The following is a 24,671-nucleotide window of genomic DNA, read 5'->3' on the forward strand; positions in this document are numbered from 1 at the left end:
CGCCGACGGGTAGGTTCGGCCAGGTCCACCACAGGACGTCCGGCCGGCGATTCCCCGCGCAGTCGTCGAACGCCGCTGGGCCAGGGGGTGGTGTGCCGCACCGGGACATCACCACTGGGAGCCAGGTCCAGCGCCCACGGCACGGGGGCGAAGGTCGAGGCCGGCCGGCGGGTGTGACCCGGGTGGGGCCCGGATGCTCAGTAGACAACGGCTCTCGGTCGACTCGCAGCCAGCGGGTCCCAGGTCGGCCCGAAGGGCACCGGGCCCCGACCCGCAGCGACGGTCACGGGGCCGGGCGATACGCGCACGGCGAGCGGCCCGTGACGCAGCCCCCAGGCCCAAGCCCCGCCGCTTCCCCTTCATCGAATTCCGCGTCCGCTCCCGGGCGCCGTACGGCCGTGGGCCGTTTCGATCTCCTGTGGCATTCACAGCCCTGGACCCGCGGACGTCGAACGCCGTTATACGGTCGCTTCACCACCGCATGACGTTGCAGGAAGGGCGCGACCTTGCCATCGGGTTCCGAGACCACCGCCGCATCCGCAGCCGACGGCCCCACGGCCGGACGGCCGAAGGGCGTGGAGGCCACCGAGCGCGCCGCCACGCGGGAGACGCCGGAGGCCCCGGCGGAGAACGGCGACGGAGCGCACGACGGCGCCCCCGCCTCCACTTCCGCCCCCTCTGCGCCCTCCCCGGGAAGCGAGGGCGGCGAGGACCTACGAGTGGAGCCGGCCGATCGTGGCGGGAAGAGCGAACACACCGACGGCCCGGACGGACGGGGCGCCCGAGGCGGCCGGCTGCGGCGCCTCGGCGATCTCATACGGCGCGAAGCGCCGCGCACGGCCGGTGCAGCCGTCGCCGGAATCGCCCTCGCCCTCGCCTTCCCCCCGTACGGGCTGTGGCCGCTGTCGCTGCTGACGGTCGCCGCGCTCAGCCTCCTCACCCGGCGCCGCACCGCCCGCCAGGGCGCATGGACGGGGTTCGCCTTCGGCTGGCCCTTCTTCACGATGCTGCTGAAGTGGCTGCACGTCGTCGGCTGGGACGCGGTGCTGGGGCTCGCCTTCATCGAGTCGCTGTTCCTCGCCGCGCTCGGCGCCGCGCTCGCCGTCACCTCGCGGCTGCCTCTGTGGCCGCTTTGGGGCGCCTGCCTGTGGGTCGCCGAGGAGTGGGCCCGCGACCGTGTCCCCTTCGGTGGCTTCCCCTGGGGCAGGCTCGCCTTCGCCAACACCGGATCGCCCTACACGCCGCTGGCCGCGCTCGGCGGGGCGCCGCTGGTCACGTTCGCCGCCGCGCTCACCGGCACGGCGCTCGCCGCGGCGGCCCTCGCGCTCTGGCACCTGCGCGCCACGCGCGGCACCGCCGCCCCCGATGCGGAATCCGGCCGGCGCGCTCTCATGCCCCGTGCGCTGGTCCCCGTGGCCGCTGCGCTGGCTCTCGCTACGGGCGCCACGGTCGCCGGATACGCCGTGCCCGTACCCACCGAGGCGGACGACTCGGCCGACATCGCCGTCGTCCAGGGCAACGTCGAGCAGCCCGGCATGAACTTCCTCGGCCGCCCCATGAAGATCCTCAACAACCACGTCGAGGCCACCCTCGACCTCGCCCACAGGATCAAGGCAGGGAAGGCCGACAAGCCGGACCTGGTGATCTGGCCCGAGAACTCCTCCGACCTCGACCCCTACCGCTGGCCCGAGGCACGCGAACGCATCGACCAGGCGGCCAAGGCCGTGGGCGTCCCCATCCTCGTCGGAGCCCTCGTCGACCACCCCGGCACCAAGGGCTACGTCGAGAACCAGGGCATCGTGTGGGACCCGCGTAAGGGCCCCGGCAAGTCGTACACGAAGCAGCACCCGGTGCCCTTCGGCGAATACGTGCCGTTCCGCGACGAGTTGAGCACCGTCATCACCCGGCTCCAGCAGATCCCCCGCGACTTCTGGCCCGGTGACCACTCCGGCGTCCTCCAGACCGGCCCGGCCCGCCTCGGCGACGTCATCTGCTTCGAGGTCGCCTACGACGAGATTCCCCGCGACACCGTCAACGCCGGTGCACGTGCCCTGGTCGTACAGACCAACAACGCCACCTACGGCCGGACCGGCCAGCCCGAACAGCAGCTGGTGATGTCCAAGCTGCGCGCCGTCGAGCACGGAAGGGCCGTCGTCACGGCGGCCACCAGCGGCATCAGCTCCGTCGTCGGCCCCGACGGCACCATCAGGCAGCGCACTCAGGAGTTCGAGCGCGACGTGCTCAGCGCGAAGCTGCCGCTGCGAGACGAGATCACGACCGCCGACCGCGTCGGCGCCGTCCCGGAGTGGGTGATCGCTATGGTGGGCGTTCTCGCCTGTGCCGGGGCCTGGTACGCAGGCCGGCGCGGCCGGACCGACCACCGGCACACGCCGCCCACGGCGCAGACGCGGCAGAGCGATGCACGGCGGAAGCAAGAGGGGCAGCAGCGGTGACGGACGGCGGACAGGCGCGGCGGTACGGCCCGCTCGGCACGGTTCTGGTGATCATCCCGACGTACAACGAGGCCGACAACATCGAGTCCGTCAGCGCCCGGGTACGTGAGGCCGTGCCCGACGCCCACATCCTGATCGCCGACGACAACAGCCCCGACGGCACCGGCAAGATCGCGGACGAACTCGCCGCCCAGGACGGGCACATCCACGTGATGCACCGCCCCGGCAAGCAAGGGCTGGGGGCCGCCTACCTCGCCGGTTTCCGCTGGGGCATCGACAACGGGTACGGCGTACTGGTCGAGATGGACGCCGACGGCTCCCACCAGCCCGAGGAGCTGCCGCGGCTGCTGACTGCCCTCAAGGGCTCCGACCTGGTGCTCGGATCACGCTGGGTCCCCGGCGGACGGGTCGTCAACTGGCCGCAGTCGCGGCGTCTTATCTCCCGCGGCGGCAGCATGTACTCGCGTGTCATGCTCGGCCTTCCGCTGCGCGACATCACCGGCGGCTTCCGCGCCTTCCGCAGCGAGACACTCAAGGGGCTGGGCATGGACGCGGTGGCCTCGCAGGGCTACTGCTTCCAGGTCGATCTCGCCAACCGCGCGGTGCGCGCCGGATACCACGTGGTCGAGGTCCCCATCACCTTCGTCGAACGGGTGCGGGGCAACTCGAAGATGAGCCGCGACATCATGGTCGAGGCGCTGTGGCGGGTGACCGCGTGGGGAGTCGAGGGCCGTGTGAAGCGCGCCCTCGACCGCAGGCACACTTGAAGCATGACGAGCCGCGCACCGTATCCGTATGAGCCGCCGCACGACGAGCAGGGCCGCGGCGGCGGGGGAGAGCAGGGCCGGGGCGGCGGTCCGCGCCGCTCGCGGGCCCGTACGTTCCTTCCGCTGGCGGTCGCCGCATGGGCGCTGCTGGAGATCTGGCTGCTGACGCTCATCGGGGAGGCCGCCGGGGGACTGGTGGTGCTGGTGCTGCTGGTCGCGGGTTTCCTGCTCGGCGTCTTCGTCATCAAGCGCGCCGGGCGCCGTGCCTGGCGGCGGCTCGCGGAGAGCGTCCAGCAGGCGCAGACCGCCGCGCAGACGGGACAGGCTCCCGCGGCATCCACGGAGAGTACGGAGCGGTCCGGCGGCAACGCCCTGGCGATGCTCGGCGGCCTGCTGATCATGGTGCCGGGGGTCGTCTCCGACGCGGCCGGGCTGCTGTGCCTCTTCCCGCCGACCGCCGCGCTGATGAGGCAGACCACGCGGCGCTATCTGGAGCGGCGTTCCGGCTTCGCTCCGGGCACCATCGGCGACGCCTATCAGCAGGCGCGCAGGGCGGAGGAGCAGATGCGCATGCACAGGCCGGACGGGAAGGTCGTCGAGGGCGAGGTCGTACGCGACGACGAGCCGCCCTCCCGCTGAGCGCGATACGGCACGAAACCGCGTGCCGGTGTCGGCGGTGGGACAGCACAGCGCGGGCCGGTGACCTGCTTGAGGTCACCGGCCCGCGCTGTCGTGTCTGGGGAGCGGTCGGTGCGCCCGGACCGGCGATTCGATCGCTCGGCCCGAGGCGCTCACCGCCCGCCTACGCGGACTTACGCTTGTTGTTGCCGTCGCGCGGATGCACCGCGAGGTTCATCGTGCCGGACCTGAGAACGGCCAGCCGCTCCGCGAGGACCTCTTCCAGCTCCTCACGGGTGCGCCGCTCCATGAGCATGTCCCAGTGCGTGCGCGCGGGCTTGCCCTTCTTCTCCTCCGGCCCCTCGCCGTCCACCAGAAGTGCCTGGGCGCCGCACACCTTGCACTCCCATTCCGGCGGGATCTCGGCCTCGACAGAGAACGGCATCTCGAATCGATGGCCGCTCTCACATGCGTACTCCACGGCCTGGCGGGGTGCCAGGTCGATACCGCGGTCGGTCTCGTAGCTGGTCACCACGAGTCGCGTGCCGCGAAGAGCTCGCTCACTCATGAATTCGTGCCTCCCGGGCTTGTCGCCCACAGGACAGGTGTCGCTGTCGTCGTCATCTGCTCAACGTCCGGTCGGCGGTGAAGATTCCCGAATTGGGGATGCGTCGCCCGTCGTGCCGCCCTACGTGTACCCACCAATGACCGGTTTGTCACAACTGACAGGAGATGTCACCCAGCGTTCTCATCTCTTTGGCGTGCAGTAACGGTCCATCCGGCGAGCCGAGGGCGTACACTACCGCGCCGCCCCCACAAGTCCTAAATCCGGTCCGGGACGGGGTTGCCGGCGGCCGCGGCGGCCCGCTCGACCGGTACGCGCAGCAGCAGTACGAAGCCCACTACGAAGAAGACGACCAGCGAGATGATCGCTGCACGGTAGCTTTCCGTGAGCTGATACGCGAGTCCGAAGACGAGGGGGCCCAGCCAGCTCGTGCCGCGGTCGCTCACCTCGTAGAGCGAGAAGAACTCCGCCTCCTTCCCCGCGGGCACCAACTGCGCGTACAGCGACCGCGAGAGGGCCTGGCTGCCGCCCATCACCAGGCCGATGCCCGCCGCCAGCGCGAAGAAGAAGACGGGGGCTCCGGCGGGCAGGAAGTACCCGGCGGAGACGATCGCCGTCCAGGCGACGAGCGAGCCGAGCACGGTGCGCTTCGCGCCGTGGCGGGCCGCGAGCCGCCCCATCAGCAGCGCGCCGGCGACGGCCAGCACCTGCACGAGCAGCACCGCGCCGATGAGCGTCGTCTGGTCCACGCCCAACTCCTCCGAGCCGAAGACCGACGCCTGGGTGATCACGGTCTGCACGCCGTCGTTGTAGACGAGATACGCCAGCAGGAAGAGCATCGTCAGGCGGTAGCGCCTCAATTCACGGAAAGTACCGGCCAGTTGGCGCCAGCCGGTGAGCAGCGAGAAGCCGGAACCGGCCACCGCACCGGGGCGTTCGCGCAGCCGCAGCAGCGGCACGACCGTGAAGAGAGCCCACCACAGACCGGCCGACGCGAGGCAGATCCGCACCGCCGACCCCTCCGTCACGCCGATCTCCTCGTGCTGGAGGAACAACGCGAGATTCGCGACCAGCACCACAGAGCCCGCGGCGTAGCCGAAGGCCCAGCCGCGGGAGGAGACCGCGTCACGCTCCTCGGGCCCGGCGATCTGCGGGAGGAAGGCGTTGTAGATGACGGCCGACGTCGCGAAGGACACGTTCGCCACCACCAGCAGTGCGCCGCCCAGCAGATAGCGGTCCCCGTCGAGGAAGAACATCGCTGCCGTGGCGCCCGCGCCGATGTACGCGAACAGTCCCAGGATCGGCTTCTTGCGGCCCGTATGGTCCGCTATCGCGCCTACCAGCGGCATAACCAGCACCGACAGCAGCACCGACAGGGACACCGCGTAGGCGAAGTAGGAGCCCGCGCGCACATCGAGACCCAGCGGATGCACATAACCCTCGGCGTCCGCCGCGGACTTGGCGACCTCCGTCAGATAGGGACCGAGGAAGACGGTCAGCACGCTGGTGGAGAAGACGGAGTTCGCCCAGTCGTAGAAGTACCAGCCCTGCTGCTCCCGGCGGCGCTCGGCGGTGCCGTCCCCGGCACCGGTAACGACAGCACTCACGGTCGTCCCCCTCGTTACGGCGGCGCCGCCGCGGCTGTGTGCGTACGCGGACGCCGGGGCGCCCGGCCGCCGCTCTACCGGGGTCCGGGCCCGGGCATCCACGCACCCCGCTCGGTGAGGACGTCGCGCAGTGTCTCGATGTGATCGGTCACAATGCCGTCAACTCCCAGGTCGAGCAACTCCCGCATCCGGTTTCTCTCGTTCACTGTCCAAACGTGCACCTGCATCCAGCGCGCGTGCGCCGCCCGTACGAAGGCCCGGTCGACCACGCGGATCCCCGACCGGTGCTCCGGAACCTGCACGCACACGGCGCTGGCGCGCACCGCCCGCGCCGGTACCAGTCCGTACGAACGCAGCCTCAGCCGCACCACGCCCCGGGTGCCGAGCGACGTCGCGAGCCGCGGCCCGGCCAGGGCCTGTGCCCTGGCGACCCGCTCCTCCTCGAAGGAGCCGACGCATACGCGCGGCCACGCGTCCTGCTCGTCCAGCAGCTCCAGCAGCGGTACGAGCGCGGCCTCCGATTTCACGTCGATGTTCCAGCGCGCGCCGGGGAAGGCCCGCAGCAACTCCCGCATCAGCGGCAGCGGTTCACGGCCTCCGACGAGGGCCTGGCGCACCTGCGACCAGGGGAGTCCGGCGATGGGGCCGCTCGCGTCCGTCATCCGGTCCAGGGTCTCGTCGTGGAAGGCGACGAGCCGGCCGTCGGCGGTGGCGTGCACGTCCGTCTCCAGATAGCGGTAGCCGAGGGCGACGGCGCGGGCGAAGGCGCTGTGGGTGTTCTCCAGCCCGTCGGCCGCGCCGCCGCGGTGCGCGAGGGCCAGCGGGCCGCGGTGGTCGAGGAACGGATGGCGCGGCACGCGCCGCACCGCGGCCGTGTGCACGGGAAGCGGGGCGGGCCGGTGACGCGGGCCGTGCGCGGTGGAAGGTCGCGGGTCGGTGGTCATCGCCGCAGTATCGCGCCCCCGCGCCACCATGGGCGCCGCTGCCCCAGAACCGGCGCACCTTCTCCCTCTCCCTCTCCCTCTCCTTGTCTGTCGCCGTCGCCGTCGCCGTCGCCTTGTCCGTCGCCTTCCGGGCGGCGGGCGCCGCGTGCCACCACGCGTGAGCCGGGTGCGGGACCGCCGGTTCCGCCCCTGCCGCCCGTGCCGCCCGGCTCCCGTTGTCCCGGCATGCCGAAGACGCGGAGGAAGAGCTGTGAGAGCGGGCCGATGGCGACGGCGTAGACCACGGTGCCCGCGCCCGCCGTGCCGCCCAGCAGCAGACCGGAGACGAGCACGGACGCTTCGATCGCGGTGCGCACCAGACGTACCGAACGGCCGGTGACCCGGTGCAGTCCCGTCATCAGCCCGTCCCTGGGGCCGGGCCCGAAGCGGGCGGAGATATACAGCCCGGTGGCGACGCCGTTGAGCACCACGGCGGCGGTCACCAGCAGAATCCGCAACGTCAGGGACTGCGGCGCGGGAGCGAGGCGGATCGTCGCGTCCATGGCCAGCCCTACGAGCACGACGTTGGAGACGGTGCCCAGACCGGCGCGCTGCCGCATCGGCAGCCACAGCAGCAGTACGACGGCGCCCGCCGCGATCGAGACCGTGCCGATGGACAGGCCGGTGAGCCGCGCGAGGCCCTGATGCAGCACGTCCCACGGGGGAAGTCCCAGACCGGAGCGCACCATCAGGCCGATGCTGGCCCCGTACAGCAGCAGACCCGCGTAGAGCATCACCAGCCGCCGTGCCAGTCGCCGGGGAGGGCGCCCGCCCGTAGCCGGAGTGCCTTCGGGGCGCGGCCTGCGAGGCGTCGAAGGTGTCAACGGGGGCTCCTTCCCTGCCGGTTGCGGCACCGGCAGGGCTGCCGCTGGCGCCGGTGAAGCGTTGCGTGGCAGTCTGAAACCACGAACCAGGCCACATCCATGGCCAATCAGCGGAAGGTGGACCGCAAACATGGTGCAGTGGACCTCTGCCGTCGGCGCGCCACAGCTTGCCCGGCTGCTGGCGTCGCAGCGCGCGGCGACCGCCGCCGACGCGGGACACCGGGTACCGGCGTACCGTTCGCTGGCCGACGGCGTGCGGCTGCTCGTACTGGAGGGCCGCATCCCCGTGGCCGCCCGCCTGCCCGCGGAGCGGGAACTCGCCGCGGCGCTGCGCGTCAGCCGTACGACCGTTGCCGCCGCCTTCGAGGCGCTGCGCAACGACGGATTCCTCGCGTCACGCCGCGGCTCGGGAAGCTGGACCGCCGTGCCCGCGGGAAAGCCGCTGCCCACCCGCGGGCTGGAGCCGCTGCCGCCCGAGTCCGCCGGGTCCGTCATCGATCTGGCCTGCGCCACCTTCCTGGCGCCCGAACCCCATCTCACCGACGCCTTCCAGGGCGCCGTCCGGGACCTCGCGCCCTATACCGACACCCACGGCAACTACCCGGGCGGACTGCCCGCGCTGCGTGAGGCGCTGGCCGCGCGCTACACCGCACGCGGCGTCCCGACGATGCCCGAGCAGATCATGGTCACCACCGGTGCGATGGGCGCGGTCGCCGCCCTGGCACGGCAGTTGGTGCCCCGCAGCGAACGCGTCGCCGTCGAGCACCCCTCGTACGCCAATGTGCTGCACCTGCTGCGCGACGCCGGTGCCCGCCTCGTGCCGGTGCCCATGGCCGGCGAACTGGCCGGCTGGGACCTTCCCACCTGGCGTCAGGCGTTCCGTGAGAGCGCGCCGCGCATGGCGTACGTCATCGCCGACTACCACAACCCCACCGGCGCCCTCGCCCCCGACGAGCAGCGGCGCGAGATGGTCGAGGCGGCACGCGCGGCCGGTACGGTCCTCGTCGCCGACGAGTCGATGACCGACCTGACGCTGGACGAGGACGTCCGACTGCCCCGTCCCATGGCCTCGTTCGACCCCGGCGGCTCCACCGTCATCACCGTCGGCTCCGTCAGCAAGGCGGTCTGGGCGGGCCTGCGCATCGGCTGGGTGAGGGCGTCGCCCGAGATGATCCGCAGCCTCGTCGCCGCCCGCGTCTACGCCGACTTGGGCAGCCCCGTACTCGAACAGCTCGCCGTGGCACGGCTGATGACGGGCGACGGCTGGGAGTCGGCCGTCGCCGCGCGCCGCGCCGGAGCCCGCGCCAACCGCGACGCGCTCGTCGCCGAACTCCACGACCGGCTGCCCGACTGGGAGTTCAGCGTCCCGCGCGGCGGGCTGACGCTGTGGGCACGCACCGGCGGCCTGTCCGGTTCACGCATCGCCGACGCGGGCGAGCGCATCGGCGTACGCGTGCCCGCGGGCACCCGCTTCGGCGTCGACGGTGCCTTCGAGGGCTACGTGCGGCTGCTGTTCACCGTGGCGGGCCCGGTCGTGGGCGAGGCGGTCGCCCGTCTGGCCAAAGCGGCAGACCTCGTACGCGCGGGCGCGGTCGCCGACGGGGACGTGCCGCGCACCTACGTCGCCTGAGCCCCCGCCACCGGACTCGCATCCCGCCCGGGTCCACGCCCGGCGGTCCCGGTCCTCAAGTGCCGGACGTACGCAGCGACTTGGGCGGCGTCGCCGTGCGGGCGGCCGGTCCCGCCTCCGTGCGCTCTGCCTTGGCCGCCTGCGCCTGCGTCTCCGCCGTGGCCTGCCCCGCCAGGGCCTTGGCCTGCGTCGCGGCGAGCGGCGGCAGCAGCCCCAGCACGGCCTGGCGCCCGGCGTCGTCCGCCGCTTCGTCGAGCGGATCGGGCGCCCCGGGCACCTGTAGCCGCAGCACCGCCCCCGCCCCGAGCCGAGCGAAGCCCCGCCCCGGCGGAGCCTGCGGGCCCGGCGGCGAGACCGTCGCCGCACCGAGCACCGCCCAGGTCTCCTCGGGCGTCGCGGCGCCGAGCAGCACCCGCGCCCTGGCGTACGAACGCAGCGCCCCGCCCAGTTCGTCCACGCAGTCGAAGTGCTCGGCCACCACCACCGTCACCCGCGCGGACCGGCCGTGCGCCAGCGGCGCCCCAAGCAGCTCGCGCAGATCCTGCCGCCCCTCCGTACGGGCCAGATGGCTCAGCGCCGACGGCCGGTCGAGGACGACCCACAGCGGCCGCCGCACATCGTCCGGCACCGGCCGCGCCGCCTGCCGTGCCCGGCTCGCCTCCGACAGGCGCCGCTGCGTCTCGTGCACCACCCACTCCAGCGCGGCGACCGCCCCGGACGGCGACGTCTCCACGGCCAGAACGCCCTGCCGCCCCGTCAGACACGCATGGCCGCCCGAGCCGTCCCCGTCGACGACGACCACGTCACCGTGCTCAAGGGCCTGGATCATCACCGACCGCAGCAGCGTGCTCGACCCCGCCCCGGGCGCGGCGGCGACCAGCAGATGCGGCTCCGCGGAGCGCGTGCCCGTGCGCCACACCACCGGCGGGACGTCACGGGGCCGCCCGCCGTCGGTGACGGGAATGCGCCGAGGCACCGCCTCGGCATCGGTGAAGCCCAGCACGATCTCGCCGGGCGCCGTCACGAAACGCTGCGCGCGGATGCCCTGCGGCAGCGGCCCGGGTGCCGTCATCTCCAGCCGGTTGCGTTCCTCGTCCCATACGAAGCGGTACTCGCGATCCCGCCCGGACTTGGCACACAGCCGCTGCTCGACGGCCAACCGGTGCGACGGGTCGCTGTCGGCGAAGTGGGCGGGATAGCGCACCAGCAGACGCGCGATGCGCCCGTCGTCGCCGAACTCCGCCTCCTCGAAGGCCCGTTCCCATGCGCCGTCGTGTGCGTACAGCGGCTCGCGGTCCGGGTCGTCCCGCAGCGCGAAGCACGGCACCAGCGCTTCGTAGACCGCCTGGAGCCGGGCGTTCTCCGCCTCCTCACGTGCGGCGCCGCCCGCACGCGCACCCTCGCGCCCATGCCAGGCGGCGGCGCCCACCACCACGGCAACGGCGAGCACCGGCCCCCACGGCAGCAGCCCCACCGCCATCAAGGCCACCGCGGAGAGGAAGACCACCGGCCCGCGCCGCTCCTTCGGAGCCCGCGCCCACCAGCGCAGCGCCAGCACCGTCAGCCGGATCAGGCCGCGCAGGAGGACGATCAGCGGATGCAGTACGTCCAGCAGACCGTCGGCGCCGGCCCGTACGACGTCGCGAACCGGACGTACGGACGCGCCCGTACTCGCCGGCTGCCGGGAGAGGATCGGCCAACGCACCACCACGGAACCTCCTGTGACGAAAGCACCGCGCGGCGCGGGACACGAGACGGCGATGCGCCCGGTGCCCCGCGCCGCGCGGCGCGCTAGAACTTCAGACCGCCCAGCAGCCCTGCCAGGCTGGCGCCGCCCGCCTTGATGCTGGGCGCGATAGCGGTGCCCGCCAGATAGAAGCCGAAGAGGGCGCAGACCAGGGCGTGGGAGATCTTGAGCCCGTCCTTGCGGGTGAAGAGGAAGATGATGAAGCCGAGCAGGAGGACGCCGGAGACACTGAGGATCATGGGGGACTCCTGATGTAGGGGATTCTCACCCTGAGTTCTCCCAGAGTCACAGAAAGTGGCTGAGCTGGGAAACTGGCACACGGGTGATTCGGCGGCCCGTGCGGCCGCGGAGACCCCGCGTGACCGCCGAAGTCCCGTAGCCACGGCGCGAGTTGGCGTCGCGGGCGGATGCCGGTGCCGGGCGGTACTCCCGCAGGTCCCCGCCCCGTCGGATCCCGCCTTCGGGTCCGCGGGCGAGCCAGGGCCCACGCCCGCTGCGCGCCGCCACCCCTGCCCGTAGCGCCCCCTGGCCGCAGGGTGCTTCGTCCGCAGATTGACTGATTCGTCATGGAATCATCTGCGCTGTGCTGTCGCTGATCCTCCTCCACTTCGCCGGGGCGTGCTCCGCTCCGCTCCTGGTGCGGTGGCTGGGCCCAAGGGCCTTCCTCGTACTGGCCCTTATCCCGGCGGCGGCACTGGCCTGGGCCGTACGGCACTACGGGGACGTGACGGCAGGCGAGGCCGTCGTCGAGCGGTGGCCGTGGATGCCGGTGCTCGGCGTGGAGCTGGAGCTGCGCTGCGATGCGCTGGCCCTGCTGATGGTCGCCGTCGTCGGCGGCGTCGGCGCGCTCGTACTGGTCTACTGCGCGGGCTACTTCGCCCGGCCCGCGTTCTCCCTCGGGCAGTTCGCGGGGACGCTCACCGCGTTCGCCGGCGCGATGCTCGGCCTCGTACTCGCTGACGACCTGATCGTGCTGTACGTGATGTGGGAGCTGACCACCGTCTTCTCCTTCCTCCTCATCGGCCACGTCCCCGAACGGCGCCCCAACCGGCTCGCCGCGCTCCAGGCGCTGATGGTGACCGTCACCGGCGGACTCGCCATGCTGGTGGGCTTCCTGATGCTCGGCCACGCCGCAGGCACCTACCGCCTCTCCGGCATCCTCGCCGACCCGCCGTCGGCCGACGCTCCCGTGGTCGCGGCACTGGTGCTGATCCTCGCCGGTGCCCTGTCGAAGTCCGCGCTGTGGCCCTTCAGTTTCTGGCTGCCCGGCGCGATGGCCGCACCCACACCCGTATCCGCGTATCTGCACGCCGCGGCCATGGTCAAGGCCGGGGTCTACCTCGTCGCGCGACTCGCACCGGCCTACGCGCACGTCCCCGCCTGGCGCACGATCGTCCTCACCCTCGGCGCCGCGACGATGCTGCTCGGCGGCTGGCGCGCACTGCGTGAGAAGGACCTCAAGCGGCTGCTCGCCTACGGCACCGTCAGCCAGCTCGGCTACCTCACCGTGCTGACCGGCACGGGCACCCGCGTCGCGGCCCTCGCAGGTGCCGCGGCGCTGCTCGCACACGCCCTGTTCAAGGCGCCGCTCTTCCTCGTCGTCGGCATCGTCGACCACGCCACCGGCACCCGGCAGACCGACCGCCTCTCAGGGCTGGCCCGTGCGATGCCAGGCGTGTGCGCAGTGGCCGTAGCCGCGGGCGCGTCGATGGCGGGACTGCCGCCGCTGCTCGGTTTCGCCGCGAAGGAGGCCGCGTTCACGGCGCTGCTGCACCCCGGATCGGACGGGCCGCCCGCATCCGCTTCGGCCGCCGTAGTGGTCGCCCTCACGGCGGGCACGGCACTGACGACGGCGTACACGCTGCGATTCCTGTGGGGCGCCTTCGGTACGAAGACCTCCGGGGTCGCCACCAGCGCCCCGACCGCCGTACGCACGCCCGTCAGCCCGCTGCTGACCGTGCCGGCGGCCGTCTGCGCACTGGCGGGAGCCGCACTCGGTCCGGGCGCCTTCAGCCTCGGACCGCTGCTCGGCGACTACGCCCGCGCCTTCCCGCCGTCCAGGGCCGTGCCTTCCGCGCCCTACGAACTGGCGATGTGGCACGGAGCGAGCGCCGCACTCGCGCTGTCCCTCCTCACCTGGGCCGCGGGTGCGGTGCTCTTCTGGAAGACCCGCCCGATGGAACGCCTCGGCAGGCGCCTCGCCGTGACCGACGGCCGCCACATCTTCGCCCGCTCGCTGTGGGCACTGGAACGCACCGCCCTCGAAGTCACCGGCGCCGTGCAGCGTGGATCGCTGCCCGTCTACCTCGGGACCGTCCTCGGCGTGCTCATCACCGCGCAGAGCATCGCCATGATCGTCGACCCGCCGTGGCGGCACGTGGGCCGGGTCCGCTGGTACGACTCCGTGCCGCAGCTCGGCGTCGCCGTCGTCGTCTGCATGGTCGGCGCACTGTGCGTGACGTCCCGTCAGCGCATGACCGCCGTCGTACTCGCCGGAGTCACCGGCTACGGAACGGCCGTGCTGTACGTGCTGCACGGCGCGCCCGATCTCGCGCTGACCCAGTTCGCCGTGGAGACCGTCTCCGTAGTGGTCTTCGTCCTGGTGCTGCGCAGACTGCCCGCCCGCTTCCCCGACGAGCGTCGCAGCAGCATGCTCCGCCGGGTGACCCGGCTGGTGACGGGCCTGGCGGCGGGAGGGTTCGCCGCCGTGCTGACATACGTCGCCGGAGCCGCAAGGGAGAGCCGGCCGTCCGGTCCCAACCTGACGTTCGCCACCCAGAATCACGGGCTGAAGAACGTCGTCTCCACCACCCTCGTCGACCTGCGCTCCTGGGACACCCTCGGCGAGTCGGCGGTGCTCGGCGTCGCCGCCGTCGGCGTCACGAGCCTCGTCTTCCTGCGCCGCCGCACCGGCAGCCCCGTCACGGCCTGGCCCTCCGCGGCCGAGTCCGTGCCCGGGGCGACGCCGTCCGGCGCCCCGCAGGCGCCCGCGCGCCGCCCGCCCCACGGAACCGAGGGCCGGGGCACCCACCGTGCCGGGCACGTATGGCCTCTGCGGGCGGAGACCGGCGGAAGGGCGGGACTCCCACGGCGCGGAGCGGGCGCCGTACCCCGCCGCACGTGGCTCACCGGCAGCGGCACCCTCGACCCCGAACGCCGCTCGGTGATCTTCGAGGTGCTGGCCCGTCTCGTCTTCCACCCCATCGTGGTGCTCTCCCTCTATCTGCTCTTCTGCGCCGAGAACCTGCCGGGCGGCGGCTTCAGCGCGGGCCTCGTCGCGGGGCTGGCCCTCGCCGTGCGCTATCTCGCGGGCGGACGCTACGAACTGGACGCCGCCGCCCCCGTCGACGCCGGCTTCCTGCTCGGACTCGGCCTGATGACGATGACCGGCACGGGCCTCGTGGGGCTGGTGCTGAGCGGTTCGGTGCTCCAAGCAGGCACGTTTCACGGGGAGTTGCCCGTCGTGGGCAAGTTCCACGCGGCCAGCCCCGTGCTCTTCGACACCGGCATCTATCTGCTCGTACTGGGAGTCGTACTGGACGTGCTGCGCAGCCTCGGCTCCGAGATCGACCGGCGCGTGGAGAGAGCCCTCGGTGAGGAGGCCCGCGGCCCGGCCACGACCGGAGCCCCGGCGGGCGGCGGCCCGGCAGGCGGGAGCCCGGCCACCGGCGGGGAGGCCGCACGATGAACGAGACCCTCGCACTCGTGATCACCGGCGGCGCGCTCGTCGCTGCGGGCACGGTGCTGCTGCTCAGCCGCCCCCTCACCCGCATCGTGCTGGGCACCGTCGTGATCGGCAACGGCGTCAGTCTGCTGCTGCTCGCCACCTCCGGAGCGGCCTCGCGGGCACCGCTGCTCTACCGGGTCTTCGGGCCGAAACGCATCTCCGACCCGCTGCCGCAGGCGTTCGTGCTGACCGCGATCGTCATCACCCTGGCCCTTACCGCCTTCCTGTCCGCCATGGCCTACCGCGCGTGGCAGCTCTCCGGCACCGACGACGTACAGGACGACGTGGAGGACCTCCGGGTGGCCCACCGCGCCGAGTACGGAGAGGAACACACGGAGGACACCGGGCCCCGGCAGCCCAGGGAGCGTGAACGCCGCGCCCGTAGGCGGGAGATGCTCGGCACCGGCGCGGGGGAGGCACGGCGGCCCTCCCGGCACGGCGGCGCCCGGGTCGCCGCACCACGCCCCCGCCGCTCAGCCAGGCACTTCCACGAGGCCCGGCGCCGTGCCCGCGCGGAGACCAGGTCCCACCATGCGCGCGAAGTACGCATGGAGACGGAACAGGAAGCCGCGGACGAGGACCTGTGGGAGACCATCCTCGGGGCGGACCGTTGAACGCCCCCGTTCACGGTCTCAGTCCCGGTCCCGGTCTCAGTCCCGGTCCCCGTCGCGGTCCCGGCCCCGGTCTCGGTCGGGAGCCGGTTCGCAGCCCCGGTCCCGCCGCCCGTCGCCATCCCGGTCCCGCCGCAGGTCCCAAATCCCGCGCCGGAGCCCAGCGTTGATCGCCGCGTCCTCGGCCGGCGCCGACGGCCCGGCCTCGGCACTCGTGGCCCTTCCCGTAGTGCTCCCGCTCTTCGCCGCCGGGCTGAAGCTCGGCATCGGCGTACGGCTGCGCCGCGCGCAGCGCGTCATCAGCACCGCCGTACTCGCGACCGTCCTGGCCGTGGCACTGGTCCTGCTGGTCGACGCCGACCGCTACGGCCCGCAGGTCATGTACGCCGGAGGCTGGCGGCCCCCGGTCGGCATCGTCCTCGTCGCGGACCGGCTCTCCGCGCTGATGCTGGTGGTCTCCTCGGCGGTGACGCTGTGCGTGCTGCTCTACTCCATCGGACAGGGCATGGCCGACCAGGAGGAGACCACCCCGATGTCGGTCTTCCACCCCGCGTATCTGGTCCTGGTCGCCGGGGTCTCCAACACGTTCCTCGCCGGTGATCTCTTCAACCTCTACGTCGGCTTCGAGATCATGCTGACCGCCAGCTATGTGCTGCTGACCCTCGGCGGCACCGTCACCCGCATCCGTGCGGGAGCGACGTATGCGATCGTCTCGCTGCTGTCCTCTGTGCTCTTCCTCGCCGCCGTAGCGGTCGTCTACGCGGCGACGGGCACCGTGACGATGGCCGAACTCGCCCTCAGATTCGACGAGTTGCCCGCAGGCATCGCCGTACTGGCACAGATCTCGCTGCTGGCGGTCTTCTGCACCAAGGCCGCGGTCTTCCCCCTCGCCGCGTGGCTCCCCGACTCCTATCCGACGGCGCCCGCCCCCGTGACGGCCGTGTTCGCGGGGCTGCTGACGAAGGTCGGCATCTACGCGATGCTGCGCACCCAGACGCTGCTCTTCCCCGGAGGGCGACTCAGCGGGGTGCTGATGGTCCTCGCGCTGCTGTCGCTCCTCGTCGGCATCCTCGGGGCGGTGGCACAGACCGACCTCAAAAGGCTGCTGTCCTTCACCCTCGTCAGCCACATCGGCTACATGATCTTCGGCATCGCGCTGGCCACCCGCGCCGGATTCGCGGGCTCCGTCTTCTACGTCGTGCACCACATCACGGTGCAGACGACGCTCTTCCTCGTCGTGGGGCTCGTCGAACGACGCGGCGTCACCACCGATCTGCGGCGTCTCGGCGGCATCGCGAAGCTCTCGCCGATCCTCGGCATCGTCTTCTTCGTCCCCGCGATGAACCTCGCCGGGGTGCCGCCACTGCCGGGATTCCTGGGCAAGTTCGGGCTGCTGCGCGCGGGCGTCGCACACGGTGGGGCGCTGGTCTACGTGCTGATCGCGGCCGGAGCCGCCACCAGTCTGCTCACGCTCTACGCCCTCGCGAAGGCGTGGAACCTGGGCTTCTGGCGGGCGGCGCCGCCGCAGCTCTACGTGGTGGGCGTGGTGCTCGACACCGTCGAGACGGACGAGGAGACCGAGGAGGCACCGGGCGCCACGGGCGCTGCCGCCGGTGCCGGCGGCAGCGCGGCCGCAGCCTCCGGCGGCACGGGAGCCGTCGACGTCGATGTGCTCGCCGGCCGTGGCGAGGCGGCCAGCTTCGGCGGCCGGTCCATCACCACCGGACAGCCGCCCGCCGCGATGCTCGTACCGACCGCGGCCCTCGTCGCCTCCGGGCTGGTGTTCACCGTGCTCGCCGGTCCGCTGTCGTCGCTGACGGGCCGTGTCGCACAGGAGATGACCGCCCGCACCCCCTATGTGAAGGCGGTGACCGGCAGATGAGCGAACAGCCCGCCCCGTGGCGGGGCACGACGGGCGCACCGGACGGGAGCCCCGGCGGGCGGGCCCCGGCGCCGCAGCCGGATCCGCGCCGCACAGTGGCCCATGGTTCTGGGCCTGACCGTGTTGTGGGTACTGCTGTGGGGGACGCTCACCGCCGCCAACGTCGTCACCGGCGTCGTCGTCGGCGTCGTCGTGTGCGTGATCTTCCCGCTGCCGCCGATCGAGACACAGGTGCGGCTGCGTCCCGTGGGCATCGTGCGCTTCACCGTACGGTTCGTGCTCGACATGGCCGCGTCGAGCTGGCGCCTCAACCGCTACATCCTCGGGCCGCGCCCGCCGCTGTGCGCGGTGCTGGCCGTACGGATGCGCAGCCCCAGCGATCTGATGCTGACGGCCACGTCCGTCGCGGTCGCGGCCGTGCCCGGCAGCAACGTCCTCGATGTGCACAGGGCTTCGGGAACGATGTACGTGCATGTGATGGGCGCCGAGGGGGAGGCCGAACTGGAACGGGCGCGATATGAGGTGCTGCGCCTGGAGGACCGCGTCGTGCGGGCCTTCGGTACCCGCGCCGACGTCGCCGCCCTCGACGCACGCGGTGGCAACGGCGGCGCGGCCGCGGGCAGTTCGGGCGGAAGGGGCGGTCCGTGGAAGCGGCCCTGAGCGTCGTCGTCGCGTTGCTGCTCGCCTCCGGGGTGCTCGTGACCGTACGGCTGGTTCTCGGGCCCTCGACGCTCGACCGCGCCGTGGCGCTCGACGCGCTGGTCGCGGTGGTGATGGCGGGGATCGGCGTGCTCACCGCCGCCCGGCAGATCCCGTACTACCTCCCTGCGCTGCTGGTCCTCTCCTTCCTGGGCTTCACCGGATCGGTCAGCATCGCCCGCTTTCTCGCCCTGAGGGACGAGGCAGGAGGCGAGGACCCGGACGCGAACTACGGGCCTGAGGAGGGGAGTCGGGGCGGGCACGGTCGCGGCGGTCGGCGCGGCGACCGGGACGGCGAGGAGCGCGGGAGCACGGCGGACGACGGGCGCGGCGGCAGGCGCGGTGGCGGACCGGAGCAGGGGAGCGGCGGATGAACTGGTCGGGGGCCGCCGATGCCGCGGCCATGATCTGCATGATCGCGGGCGCGGTGCTGTGTCTGCTCGCGGGCATCGGACTCGTGCGGCTGCCGGACGTGCTGACGCGGATGCACGCCGCCACGAAGCCGCAGGCGCTGGGCCTGCTGCTGGTACTGATCGGCGCCGGGCTGAGGCTGCGCAGCGCCGCCGACCTGGGGACGCTGATCCTCGTCGGCATCTTCCAGTTGCTGACCGTCCCCGTGGCGGCGCACATGGTCGGCAGGGCCGCGTACCGCACGGGCAGGACCGACCGTGAGCATCTCGTGGTCGACGAACTCGGCGCGGAGGCGCCCAACTCGTCCGGCGGGGAGAGACGTTGAGGAGGGCGGGCAGGGCGGCCGGAGGGCGGCGAGAGACCGGCAGGGAGACCGTGCCGCCCTGCTGCGCCTCTGACTCATATGGTCCTGAACTCTCCCCGCAGCGCGGTGAATGCCCCGATTCGAGACGGGAAGACGGAACAGCAGGTCTCGATTCGCGTAGCCGGCCGCACCGTTCAGCCCGGACGTGCGTCGGCCCGGAGGGGAAGTGAACGTCATGCGCGCGAGTCCGCACCGCACGCGGCGCACCGCACGCGTCGAGTACACATTGCCGCGCAGGGCCGTATCGGCCTGCTGGGCCCGCCAGTTGACCACCGGGTTCCTCACGGGCTCGCGAACTCCGCCTCAGGCGGCGGAGCATGTGGAGGAGGCGAGACTGGTCGTCTCCGAACTCGTCACCAACGCCGCACTCCACGGCCAGGGCCGCTGCCGCCTCCGGCTGAGCAGCGACGACGGCACCGTCACCGTCGAAGTCCGCGACGACGGCCTGCGGTTGCCCCATGTGCGGCGGCCCGGACGCGACAGCGAGAGCGGCAGGGGCATCGCGATGGTCCGCGGACTCGCCCGGCGGATGGACGTCACGGCGGCACCCGGCGGAGGCAAGACCGTCAGCGCCGTACTGGACGCGGCCTGAACGAACCTCCCCGGCCTGCCGCCGTCCGCTGAGACCGCGTTCTGGAACCGGCCGGGGTGACTCGCGGGCGTCAACTGCCGTAGCGCCAAGGACGGTTCACGGCTGCCGCGACCACTCCGACCACGCGGACGCTATGTCGGAGTGGAACCGGCACCGAACGTCCGAGCCCAACTGCCCCCTTAAGCTCACGGGTGCGCCGACGATGTGGAAACGCAGCCGCCCGCCCGGCGGCAGCAGCCGGGGGAGTTCCGCGGCTGGAAGGTTCTCGTCCCAGCGCACGGCGTTGAAGTCGAGGTAGAACTCGGTCCGTTCGTCCGTGACACGGGCGCACAGGTTGTAGTGCAGGACCCTGAGCGTGGCCGCGGACAGCGTCCCGCTCACCGCCACCCACACCCGCCGGCCCGCGACGGCCAGGACTCGCACCTGTATGGTCGCCGTCCCCATGAAAGCCCTTGTCCAGACTGTACGTTCCGGCGCGGAGCGGGCAACACCCGTACCGCTCGGGCCCGTACGGATGATTCGGTACGGCCGCAGTTCTCCCGCCGACGCACAGAAGTATCACGACCCGCACCGCGTTTGGGCAGGTGGGTGATCGAACGGCACGTTCTCCCCGCAATTCCTCACGAGAAAACGCTCTTTCCGTCCCGCCGGTTTTCCGGGTGGGCCGCGCCGAAACCCCGTATAACCGCTTGGTGGCCTGCCACCAGGCACGACAGGATGACCGGCCATGGCAGAACGCGGTTGCTTCACGCAGCACGGCTACGGTGTCCGCTTCGAGTGGGGACCGCAGGGTGCACGCCAACTCGCCCCGGAAACGGCCTGCTTGGTGGTCGTCGACGTGCTGTCGTTCACGACCTCGGTCACGGTCGCAGTGGAGCGCGGCATCCGTATCGTTCCCTGCCGCTGGGGCGACGAGCGTGCCGCGGCACTGGCGGCGGAGTTCGCGGCCCGCCTCGCGGTGGGACGCCGCGAAGTCACCGCCGAGGCACCCTGGTCGCTCTCGCCCGCGGCCCTGCGGCGTGCGCCGTTCGTGCCACGGTTGGTGCTTCCGTCGCCCAACGGGGCCACCGTCGCCGTCGCCGCCGCGGAGTCCGGAGCCGTCGTGGCCGCCGCGTCCCTGCGTAACGCCCACGCGGTGGGGGAGTGGCTGGCCGCGAAGAGGTACGGAACGAGCGAGCGGCCCGTGGGCGTCGTCGCCGCGGGGGAGCGCCGCGCCGACGGCAGCCTCCGTCCGGCCGCCGAGGACCTGCTCGGCGCGGGCGCGGTCATCGCGGCACTGGCCGCGACGGCGGACCGCACCCTCTCGCCGGAGGCCGCCCTTGCTGCCGCCGCCTACACCGGCACCGCCGATATCGCGCAGGCCGTCAACTGCTGTGCGTCCGGCAGGGAGTTGACCGAGGACGGCTTCGCGGAGGACGTCGCCGTCGCCACCGAGCCCGTCCCCGAGCCCGACTCCGCGTCCGGCGCGGTCCCCGTACTCACCGAAGGAGCCTTCACCGCCGCGGACTGACGGCTGGGCCGGACTACGCGCCGCTCCACGGGCGTACGCATCCCTCAGATACACGTCGGCACGAGAGCAGGCGATGGCCGGGCCCAACGGCGCCGCGCCCACGCGTACTTGACGCGCCACGCGCCCGGCAGCAGGCTCCATGCGTCGGATACGGCGGGGGAACCGGGGGTGCCGAGTGGCTGATACGGATGCCGGACCGGCGCGGCCCGCACAGCCCCCGCGCAAGTCCGTGCTCGCCGTCGAGACCAACGGCCTCGACGTCATCGGCGACGCCGAACGCAAGGGCCGCCCCGCGCAGCTCTTCTGGCCCTGGTTCGCCTCCAACGTCTCGGTGCTGGGCCTGAGTTACGGCTCCTTCGCCCTCGGATTCGGCATCGGCTTCTGGCAGGCGCTCGCGGCCGGAATCGCGGGCATCGTCTTCTCGTTCCTGCTGTGCGGACTCGTCTCCGTAGCGGGAAAACGCGGATCCGCACCCACGATGGTGCTCAGCCGCGCCGCGTTCGGAGTGCGCGGCAACAGGCTGCCCTCGGCCGTCTCCTGGGTGCTGACCGTCGGCTGGGAGACCGTGCTGGTGATCCTCGCGACGCTCGCCACGGCCACGGTCTTCGACCGGCTCGGCTGGGGCGGCGGCACCGCCACGAAGATCGCGGCCCTCGCCGTCGTCTCCGTACTCACCGTCCTCGCGGGCGTCGTCGGCTTCGACCTGATCATGCGGATGCAGACGGCCATCACCGTCGTGACGGCGGCGCTGACGGCCGTCTACATCGTGCTGTCCGCGGACGGCATCCACTGGAAGACGGTGCAGGCGCTGCCCGACGGATCCGCCCAGGACGTCATCGGCGCCCTGGTCTTCCTGATGACGGGCTTCGGACTCGGCTGGGTCAACGCCGCGGCGGACTACGCCCGTTACCTGCCGCGACGCACCCCGGGCACGGCGGTCGCGGGCTGGACCACGCTCGGCGCCTCCGCCGCCCCGGTCGTGCTCTTCGTCTTCGGGCTGCTGCTCGCGGGCTCCTCGAAGGACCTCAGCGAAGCGATCGCGGCCGACCCGGTGGGCGCGCTCACCGCGGCCCTTCCTGCCTGGTTCCTCGTGCCGTACGCCCTCGTCGCCGTCCTCGGCCTGGTCGGCGGCGCCGTGCTCGACATCTACTCGTCGGGGCTGGCGCTGCTGGCGGTGGGCGTACGACTGCCCCGCTACGCCGCCGCAGCCGTCGACGGAGTCCTGATGATCGCGGGAACCGTCTACATCGTCTTCTTCTCCGAGGGGTTCCTCAGCGCGTTCACGGGCTTCCTCACCACACTCGGCGTCCCCGTCGCGGCCTGGTGCGGCATCATGCTCGCCGACATCGCCCTGCGCTCCCGCCCGTACGACGACGCAGCCCTCTTCTACCGCGAGGGACGCTACGGCGACATACGCCGACTGCCCATCGCGGTCCTCATCGCCGCCACGGCGGCGGGCTGGGGCCTCGTCACCAACTCGGCCGCGCACTGGCTCTCCTGGCAGGGCTATCTGCTCGGCCCCCTCGGCCTCGGCGGCACCACGGGCAGATGGGCATCCGCCAACCTCGGGGTCCTGGCGGCTCTGATCCTCGCTTTCGCAGCGACGGCGGTACTTCAGCGCGGCCGCGTCGCGAGGCAGGAGGAGCGGCAGCGGGACGCGCCGGGGAGTAGGGCGGGGAGCGCGGCGACCGGGATGGCGCAAGGCTCGCAAGGCCCCGACTCGCCTGCGCCTCAGCGGACTTGAAGGAACTCCCGTGCTCCGCGCAGCCGTGTGCGCAGGCGGCTCTGGCTGGCGTGCGTGTCGAGGCGGACGTCCAAAGCCCCTGCAATTCCGGCGTCCGCGCGCCGCCCCGCAGGCAACCGGGTCGCGTCGAGTCCGTCGCGCCGGGCGATGAGAACGCCGAGTTCATAACGGCTGAGGGCGTCTCCACCGGCGAGGTGGAACACCCCTGTCTGGTCGGACAACGCGAGTTCCCACAGAGCTGACGCCAGGTCCTCGACATGAACCGGGCAGCGGACGTCATCAGTGAACAGGGTGCCGTCGTGGGCACCGGAACTCAGTGCGTGGACCATCCGCTCATGCTCGGATCTCCCGACGGGTCCGGATCCACCGCGCCCGATGATCAACGACGTGCGTGCGACCACAGCCGTCGGCGCCAGAAGCCGAACTGCGGTTTCTGCGGCGGCCTTTGCCGCGCCATACGGGGTGACAGGATCGGGCAGACAGGACTCGTCGTAGTGCACCCGGGAACCAGAGAACACGGCGTCGCTGGAGACATGGACCAGGTGGCAGCCGCGCTTCGCTGCGGCCATTGCCACGTGGACCGAGCCGTCGGCGGTGACCGCCCAGTCGCTCATCCCGCTCGTCGCATTGACGACGGCGCTTGGTGCGACCGCCGTAAGCACCTCGTCGATGTGTCCCGGCGTGCGAAGGTCGAGCCGATGCCACGAGACCCCGCGGACGCGGCCGGGCCGCGAGTGGTAGGTCGCGGCCGCCTCCCATCCCGCAGCAGTCGCCTGGCGCAATAGTTCGGTCCCCAGCAGCCCGCTGCCGCCCATGATCAGCACCTTCATGGCGCTCGACGATAGGCGGCGTGCTGCCCTCGTCGCCGGCGCCGGGCCGTCGCACCGTGCGCCGGTGAGCAGGACGAACCGCCTAGCGTCCGCTGCCTTCGCTCGCGCGGCCGCCGCTCTGCACCCCGCTCGTTCCCTTCGCCCCGATGACGACCGCAGCCCCCGACTCCTCGCAGTGCGCCGTACGCGCCGACAGCCCGCAGCGTTCCAACACCCCGGTCGCCGCGGCGACTTGGGGCTCGCTCGTCTCCGTCAGCACATGGCCGCCCGGTGCCAGCCACTGCCGGGACTGGGCCGCCACCCGGCGCAGCACGTCGAGCCCGTCCGGGCCGCCGTCCAGGGCGGTACGCGGCTCGTGGTCGCGTGCCTCCGGCGGCAGCAGGCTCATCGAATCCGTCGGTACGTACGGCACATTGGCCAGCAGCACATCGATATGTCCTCGAAGCTCGGGCGGCAGCGCCGCGCAGAGGTCGCCCTCGTGGACCCGGCCGTGAGCGGCGGCCACGTTGCGGCGGGCGCAGCGCACCGCTGCCGGATCGATGTCGGCGGCGTGCAGTTCGACGAGGCCGTGGCTCTCGCGGTGCGCCGGACCGGCACGAGCCACGTCCGCCACGGCAGCCGCGAGCGCCGCACCCAACGCGCCCGAGCCGCAGCACAGATCGACGACGACGCTCCCGGGCCGCGTCACGTCCAGGGCCTGCCGTACGAGGAACTCGGTGCGTCTGCGCGGCACGAACACCCCCGGCTCCACGGCGATCCGCAGGCCGCAGAACTCCGCCCAGCCCAGGACGTGTTCGAGGGGAAGACCCTCCGCGCGGCGTTCGGCCATCGCGGCGAGTTCGGCTGCCGTACCGGCCGAGGAGATCATCAACTGGGCCTCCTCCTCGGCGAATACGCAACCTGCCGCACGCAGCCGGGCGGCGAGCGCCGAGCAGGAGACCGACGAGGGGGACGGCTCGGCTGCCGACGGAGGCCGAGTAGCCGAAGACGTCGAGGAATCGGGCAGGGGAGGAATGGACATACGGGTGTGCCTCTCGGAGTTCCGGAGTGGGCTCCCGGCTCCCGGGCGTGGCCGCGTCAGCGGGACGCGGCGTCCGCGGCGCGGAA

At 72.4% G+C, this 24,671-nt stretch carries 21 protein-coding genes and 1 pseudogene; 13 read left to right on the top strand and 9 right to left on the bottom strand.

Going from position 1 to position 24,671, the window contains the following annotated elements; translation table 11 throughout:
- Positions 1 to 506: 506 nt before the first annotated feature.
- From lnt to fxsA, 3 genes are read left to right on the top strand one after another with little or no spacing between them, the layout of a single operon-like run.
- On the top strand, positions 507 to 2,453 hold the full coding sequence (gene lnt, locus MMA15_RS27405; protein WP_372498308.1) for an apolipoprotein N-acyltransferase: 1,947 nt from the start codon (positions 507 to 509) through the stop codon (positions 2,451 to 2,453).
- Positions 2,450 to 3,220 carry a polyprenol monophosphomannose synthase gene (locus tag MMA15_RS27410; protein WP_241062843.1) on the top strand — a complete coding sequence of 257 codons (771 nt, stop codon included), beginning with the start codon at positions 2,450 to 2,452 and terminating at the stop codon, positions 3,218 to 3,220. Before lnt ends, MMA15_RS27410 begins: the two co-directional genes overlap by 4 nt.
- Before the next feature lie 3 nt (positions 3,221 to 3,223).
- On the top strand, positions 3,224 to 3,859 hold the full coding sequence (gene fxsA / locus MMA15_RS27415) for an FxsA family membrane protein (protein WP_241062844.1): 636 nt from the start codon (positions 3,224 to 3,226) through the stop codon (positions 3,857 to 3,859).
- Between the two features lie 163 nt (positions 3,860 to 4,022).
- On the opposite strand, the gene MMA15_RS27420 is transcribed toward fxsA, so the two are convergent.
- The 4 genes and pseudogenes from MMA15_RS27420 to yczE form a co-directional block, all read right to left on the bottom strand.
- The gene (locus MMA15_RS27420) at positions 4,023 to 4,406 is read right to left on the bottom strand and encodes an RNA polymerase-binding protein RbpA (protein WP_028434437.1); all 384 of its coding nucleotides are present in this window, start codon (positions 4,404 to 4,406) and stop codon (positions 4,023 to 4,025) included.
- Between the two features lie 254 nt (positions 4,407 to 4,660).
- A complete protein-coding gene (locus MMA15_RS27425; protein WP_241062845.1) occupies positions 4,661 to 6,010 on the bottom strand; it encodes an MFS transporter in 1,350 nt (449 codons plus the stop codon).
- 74 nt (positions 6,011 to 6,084) lie between these two features.
- Entirely contained in the window at positions 6,085 to 6,954 is an 870-nt protein-coding gene (locus MMA15_RS27430; protein ID WP_241062846.1) for a glycerophosphodiester phosphodiesterase family protein, read from the bottom strand.
- 146 nt (positions 6,955 to 7,100) lie between these two features.
- Positions 7,101 to 7,727: pseudogene (yczE, locus tag MMA15_RS27435) on the bottom strand (membrane protein YczE); the annotation flags it as partial.
- A gap of 220 nt (positions 7,728 to 7,947) precedes the next feature.
- On the opposite strand from yczE, the gene yczR reads away from it, so the two are divergent.
- A complete protein-coding gene (gene yczR / locus MMA15_RS27440; protein ID WP_241062847.1) occupies positions 7,948 to 9,447 on the top strand; it encodes a MocR-like transcription factor YczR in 1,500 nt (499 codons plus the stop codon).
- 55 nt (positions 9,448 to 9,502) lie between these two features.
- On the opposite strand, the gene MMA15_RS27445 is transcribed toward yczR, so the two are convergent.
- Both MMA15_RS27445 and MMA15_RS27450 read right to left on the bottom strand, forming a co-directional pair.
- The gene (locus tag MMA15_RS27445) at positions 9,503 to 11,158 is read right to left on the bottom strand and encodes a hypothetical protein (protein ID WP_241062848.1); all 1,656 of its coding nucleotides are present in this window, start codon (positions 11,156 to 11,158) and stop codon (positions 9,503 to 9,505) included.
- A gap of 80 nt (positions 11,159 to 11,238) precedes the next feature.
- Entirely contained in the window at positions 11,239 to 11,433 is a 195-nt protein-coding gene (locus MMA15_RS27450; RefSeq protein WP_241062849.1) for a hypothetical protein, read from the bottom strand.
- A 344-nt stretch (positions 11,434 to 11,777) separates the two neighbouring features.
- On the opposite strand from MMA15_RS27450, the gene MMA15_RS27455 reads away from it, so the two are divergent.
- The 7 genes from MMA15_RS27455 (at position 11,778) to MMA15_RS27485 (ending at position 19,480) form a co-directional block, all read left to right on the top strand.
- Entirely contained in the window at positions 11,778 to 14,882 is a 3,105-nt protein-coding gene (locus MMA15_RS27455; RefSeq protein ID WP_241062850.1) for a Na+/H+ antiporter subunit A, read from the top strand.
- Positions 14,879 to 15,535 (top strand): Na(+)/H(+) antiporter subunit C, encoded by a 657-nt coding sequence (locus MMA15_RS27460; protein WP_241062851.1) that lies wholly within the window; start codon positions 14,879 to 14,881, stop codon positions 15,533 to 15,535. The genes MMA15_RS27455 and MMA15_RS27460 overlap by 4 nt, the downstream gene beginning before the upstream one ends.
- 166 nt (positions 15,536 to 15,701) lie before the next feature.
- Positions 15,702 to 17,414: a Na+/H+ antiporter subunit D gene (locus MMA15_RS27465; protein ID WP_241063541.1), complete on the top strand. Its 1,713-nt coding sequence runs from the start codon at positions 15,702 to 15,704 to the stop codon at positions 17,412 to 17,414.
- 81 nt (positions 17,415 to 17,495) lie between these two features.
- Positions 17,496 to 18,074, top strand: a complete 579-nt coding sequence (locus MMA15_RS27470) for a Na+/H+ antiporter subunit E (protein ID WP_308290632.1) — start codon at positions 17,496 to 17,498, stop codon at positions 18,072 to 18,074.
- Positions 18,059 to 18,487, top strand: a complete 429-nt coding sequence (locus MMA15_RS27475; protein ID WP_241062853.1) for an MrpF/PhaF family protein — start codon at positions 18,059 to 18,061, stop codon at positions 18,485 to 18,487. Before MMA15_RS27470 ends, MMA15_RS27475 begins: the two co-directional genes overlap by 16 nt.
- Positions 18,484 to 18,849 (top strand): monovalent cation/H(+) antiporter subunit G, encoded by a 366-nt coding sequence (gene mnhG / locus MMA15_RS27480; RefSeq protein WP_241062854.1) that lies wholly within the window; start codon positions 18,484 to 18,486, stop codon positions 18,847 to 18,849. Before MMA15_RS27475 ends, mnhG begins: the two co-directional genes overlap by 4 nt.
- A 214-nt stretch (positions 18,850 to 19,063) precedes the next feature.
- A complete protein-coding gene (locus MMA15_RS27485) occupies positions 19,064 to 19,480 on the top strand; it encodes an ATP-binding protein (RefSeq protein ID WP_241062855.1) in 417 nt (138 codons plus the stop codon).
- A 96-nt stretch (positions 19,481 to 19,576) separates the two neighbouring features.
- Here MMA15_RS27485 and MMA15_RS27490 read toward each other — a convergent pair whose 3' ends face one another.
- Positions 19,577 to 19,924 (bottom strand): hypothetical protein, encoded by a 348-nt coding sequence (locus tag MMA15_RS27490; protein ID WP_241062856.1) that lies wholly within the window; start codon positions 19,922 to 19,924, stop codon positions 19,577 to 19,579.
- Positions 19,925 to 20,207: 283 nt separating this feature from the next.
- Here MMA15_RS27490 and MMA15_RS27495 point away from each other — a divergent pair, with 283 nt between their 5' ends.
- Entirely contained in the window at positions 20,208 to 20,990 is a 783-nt protein-coding gene (locus MMA15_RS27495) for a 2-phosphosulfolactate phosphatase (RefSeq protein ID WP_241062857.1), read from the top strand.
- A 175-nt stretch (positions 20,991 to 21,165) separates the two neighbouring features.
- Positions 21,166 to 22,734, top strand: coding sequence for a purine-cytosine permease family protein (locus tag MMA15_RS27500; RefSeq protein WP_372498309.1), 1,569 nt, complete (start codon positions 21,166 to 21,168; stop codon positions 22,732 to 22,734).
- On the opposite strand, the gene MMA15_RS27505 is transcribed toward MMA15_RS27500, so the two are convergent.
- Both MMA15_RS27505 and MMA15_RS27510 read right to left on the bottom strand, forming a co-directional pair.
- Positions 22,722 to 23,564, bottom strand: coding sequence for an SDR family oxidoreductase (locus tag MMA15_RS27505; protein WP_241062858.1), 843 nt, complete (start codon positions 23,562 to 23,564; stop codon positions 22,722 to 22,724). The genes MMA15_RS27500 and MMA15_RS27505 overlap by 13 nt on opposite strands.
- A gap of 82 nt (positions 23,565 to 23,646) precedes the next feature.
- Positions 23,647 to 24,585, bottom strand: coding sequence for a putative protein N(5)-glutamine methyltransferase (locus MMA15_RS27510; protein ID WP_241062859.1), 939 nt, complete (start codon positions 24,583 to 24,585; stop codon positions 23,647 to 23,649).
- Between the last annotated feature and the right edge of the window lie 86 nt (positions 24,586 to 24,671).

The organism is Streptomyces marispadix (genome assembly GCF_022524345.1).
GTDB lineage: Bacteria > Actinomycetota > Actinomycetes > Streptomycetales > Streptomycetaceae > Streptomyces > Streptomyces marispadix.

Bases quoted from the DNA above. Each gene is read 5' to 3' on its own strand.
- MMA15_RS27420 (WP_028434437.1), bottom strand. From the start codon at position 4,406: ATGAGTGAGCGAGCTCTTCGCGGCACGCGACTCGTGGTGACCAGCTAC.
- MMA15_RS27490 (WP_241062856.1), bottom strand. From the start codon at position 19,924: ATGGGGACGGCGACCATACAGGTGCGAGTCCTGGCCGTCGCGGGCCGG.
- MMA15_RS27430 (WP_241062846.1), bottom strand. From the start codon at position 6,954: ATGACCACCGACCCGCGACCTTCCACCGCGCACGGCCCGCGTCACCGG.
- MMA15_RS27505 (WP_241062858.1), bottom strand. From the start codon at position 23,564: ATGAAGGTGCTGATCATGGGCGGCAGCGGGCTGCTGGGGACCGAACTA.
- MMA15_RS27460 (WP_241062851.1), top strand. From the start codon at position 14,879: ATGAACGAGACCCTCGCACTCGTGATCACCGGCGGCGCGCTCGTCGCT.
- fxsA (WP_241062844.1), top strand. From the start codon at position 3,224: ATGACGAGCCGCGCACCGTATCCGTATGAGCCGCCGCACGACGAGCAG.
- MMA15_RS27510 (WP_241062859.1), bottom strand. From the start codon at position 24,585: ATGTCCATTCCTCCCCTGCCCGATTCCTCGACGTCTTCGGCTACTCGG.
- MMA15_RS27485 (WP_241062855.1), top strand. From the start codon at position 19,064: ATGCGCGCGAGTCCGCACCGCACGCGGCGCACCGCACGCGTCGAGTAC.
- yczR (WP_241062847.1), top strand. From the start codon at position 7,948: ATGGTGCAGTGGACCTCTGCCGTCGGCGCGCCACAGCTTGCCCGGCTG.
- MMA15_RS27495 (WP_241062857.1), top strand. From the start codon at position 20,208: ATGGCAGAACGCGGTTGCTTCACGCAGCACGGCTACGGTGTCCGCTTC.
- MMA15_RS27450 (WP_241062849.1), bottom strand. From the start codon at position 11,433: ATGATCCTCAGTGTCTCCGGCGTCCTCCTGCTCGGCTTCATCATCTTC.
- mnhG (WP_241062854.1), top strand. From the start codon at position 18,484: ATGAACTGGTCGGGGGCCGCCGATGCCGCGGCCATGATCTGCATGATC.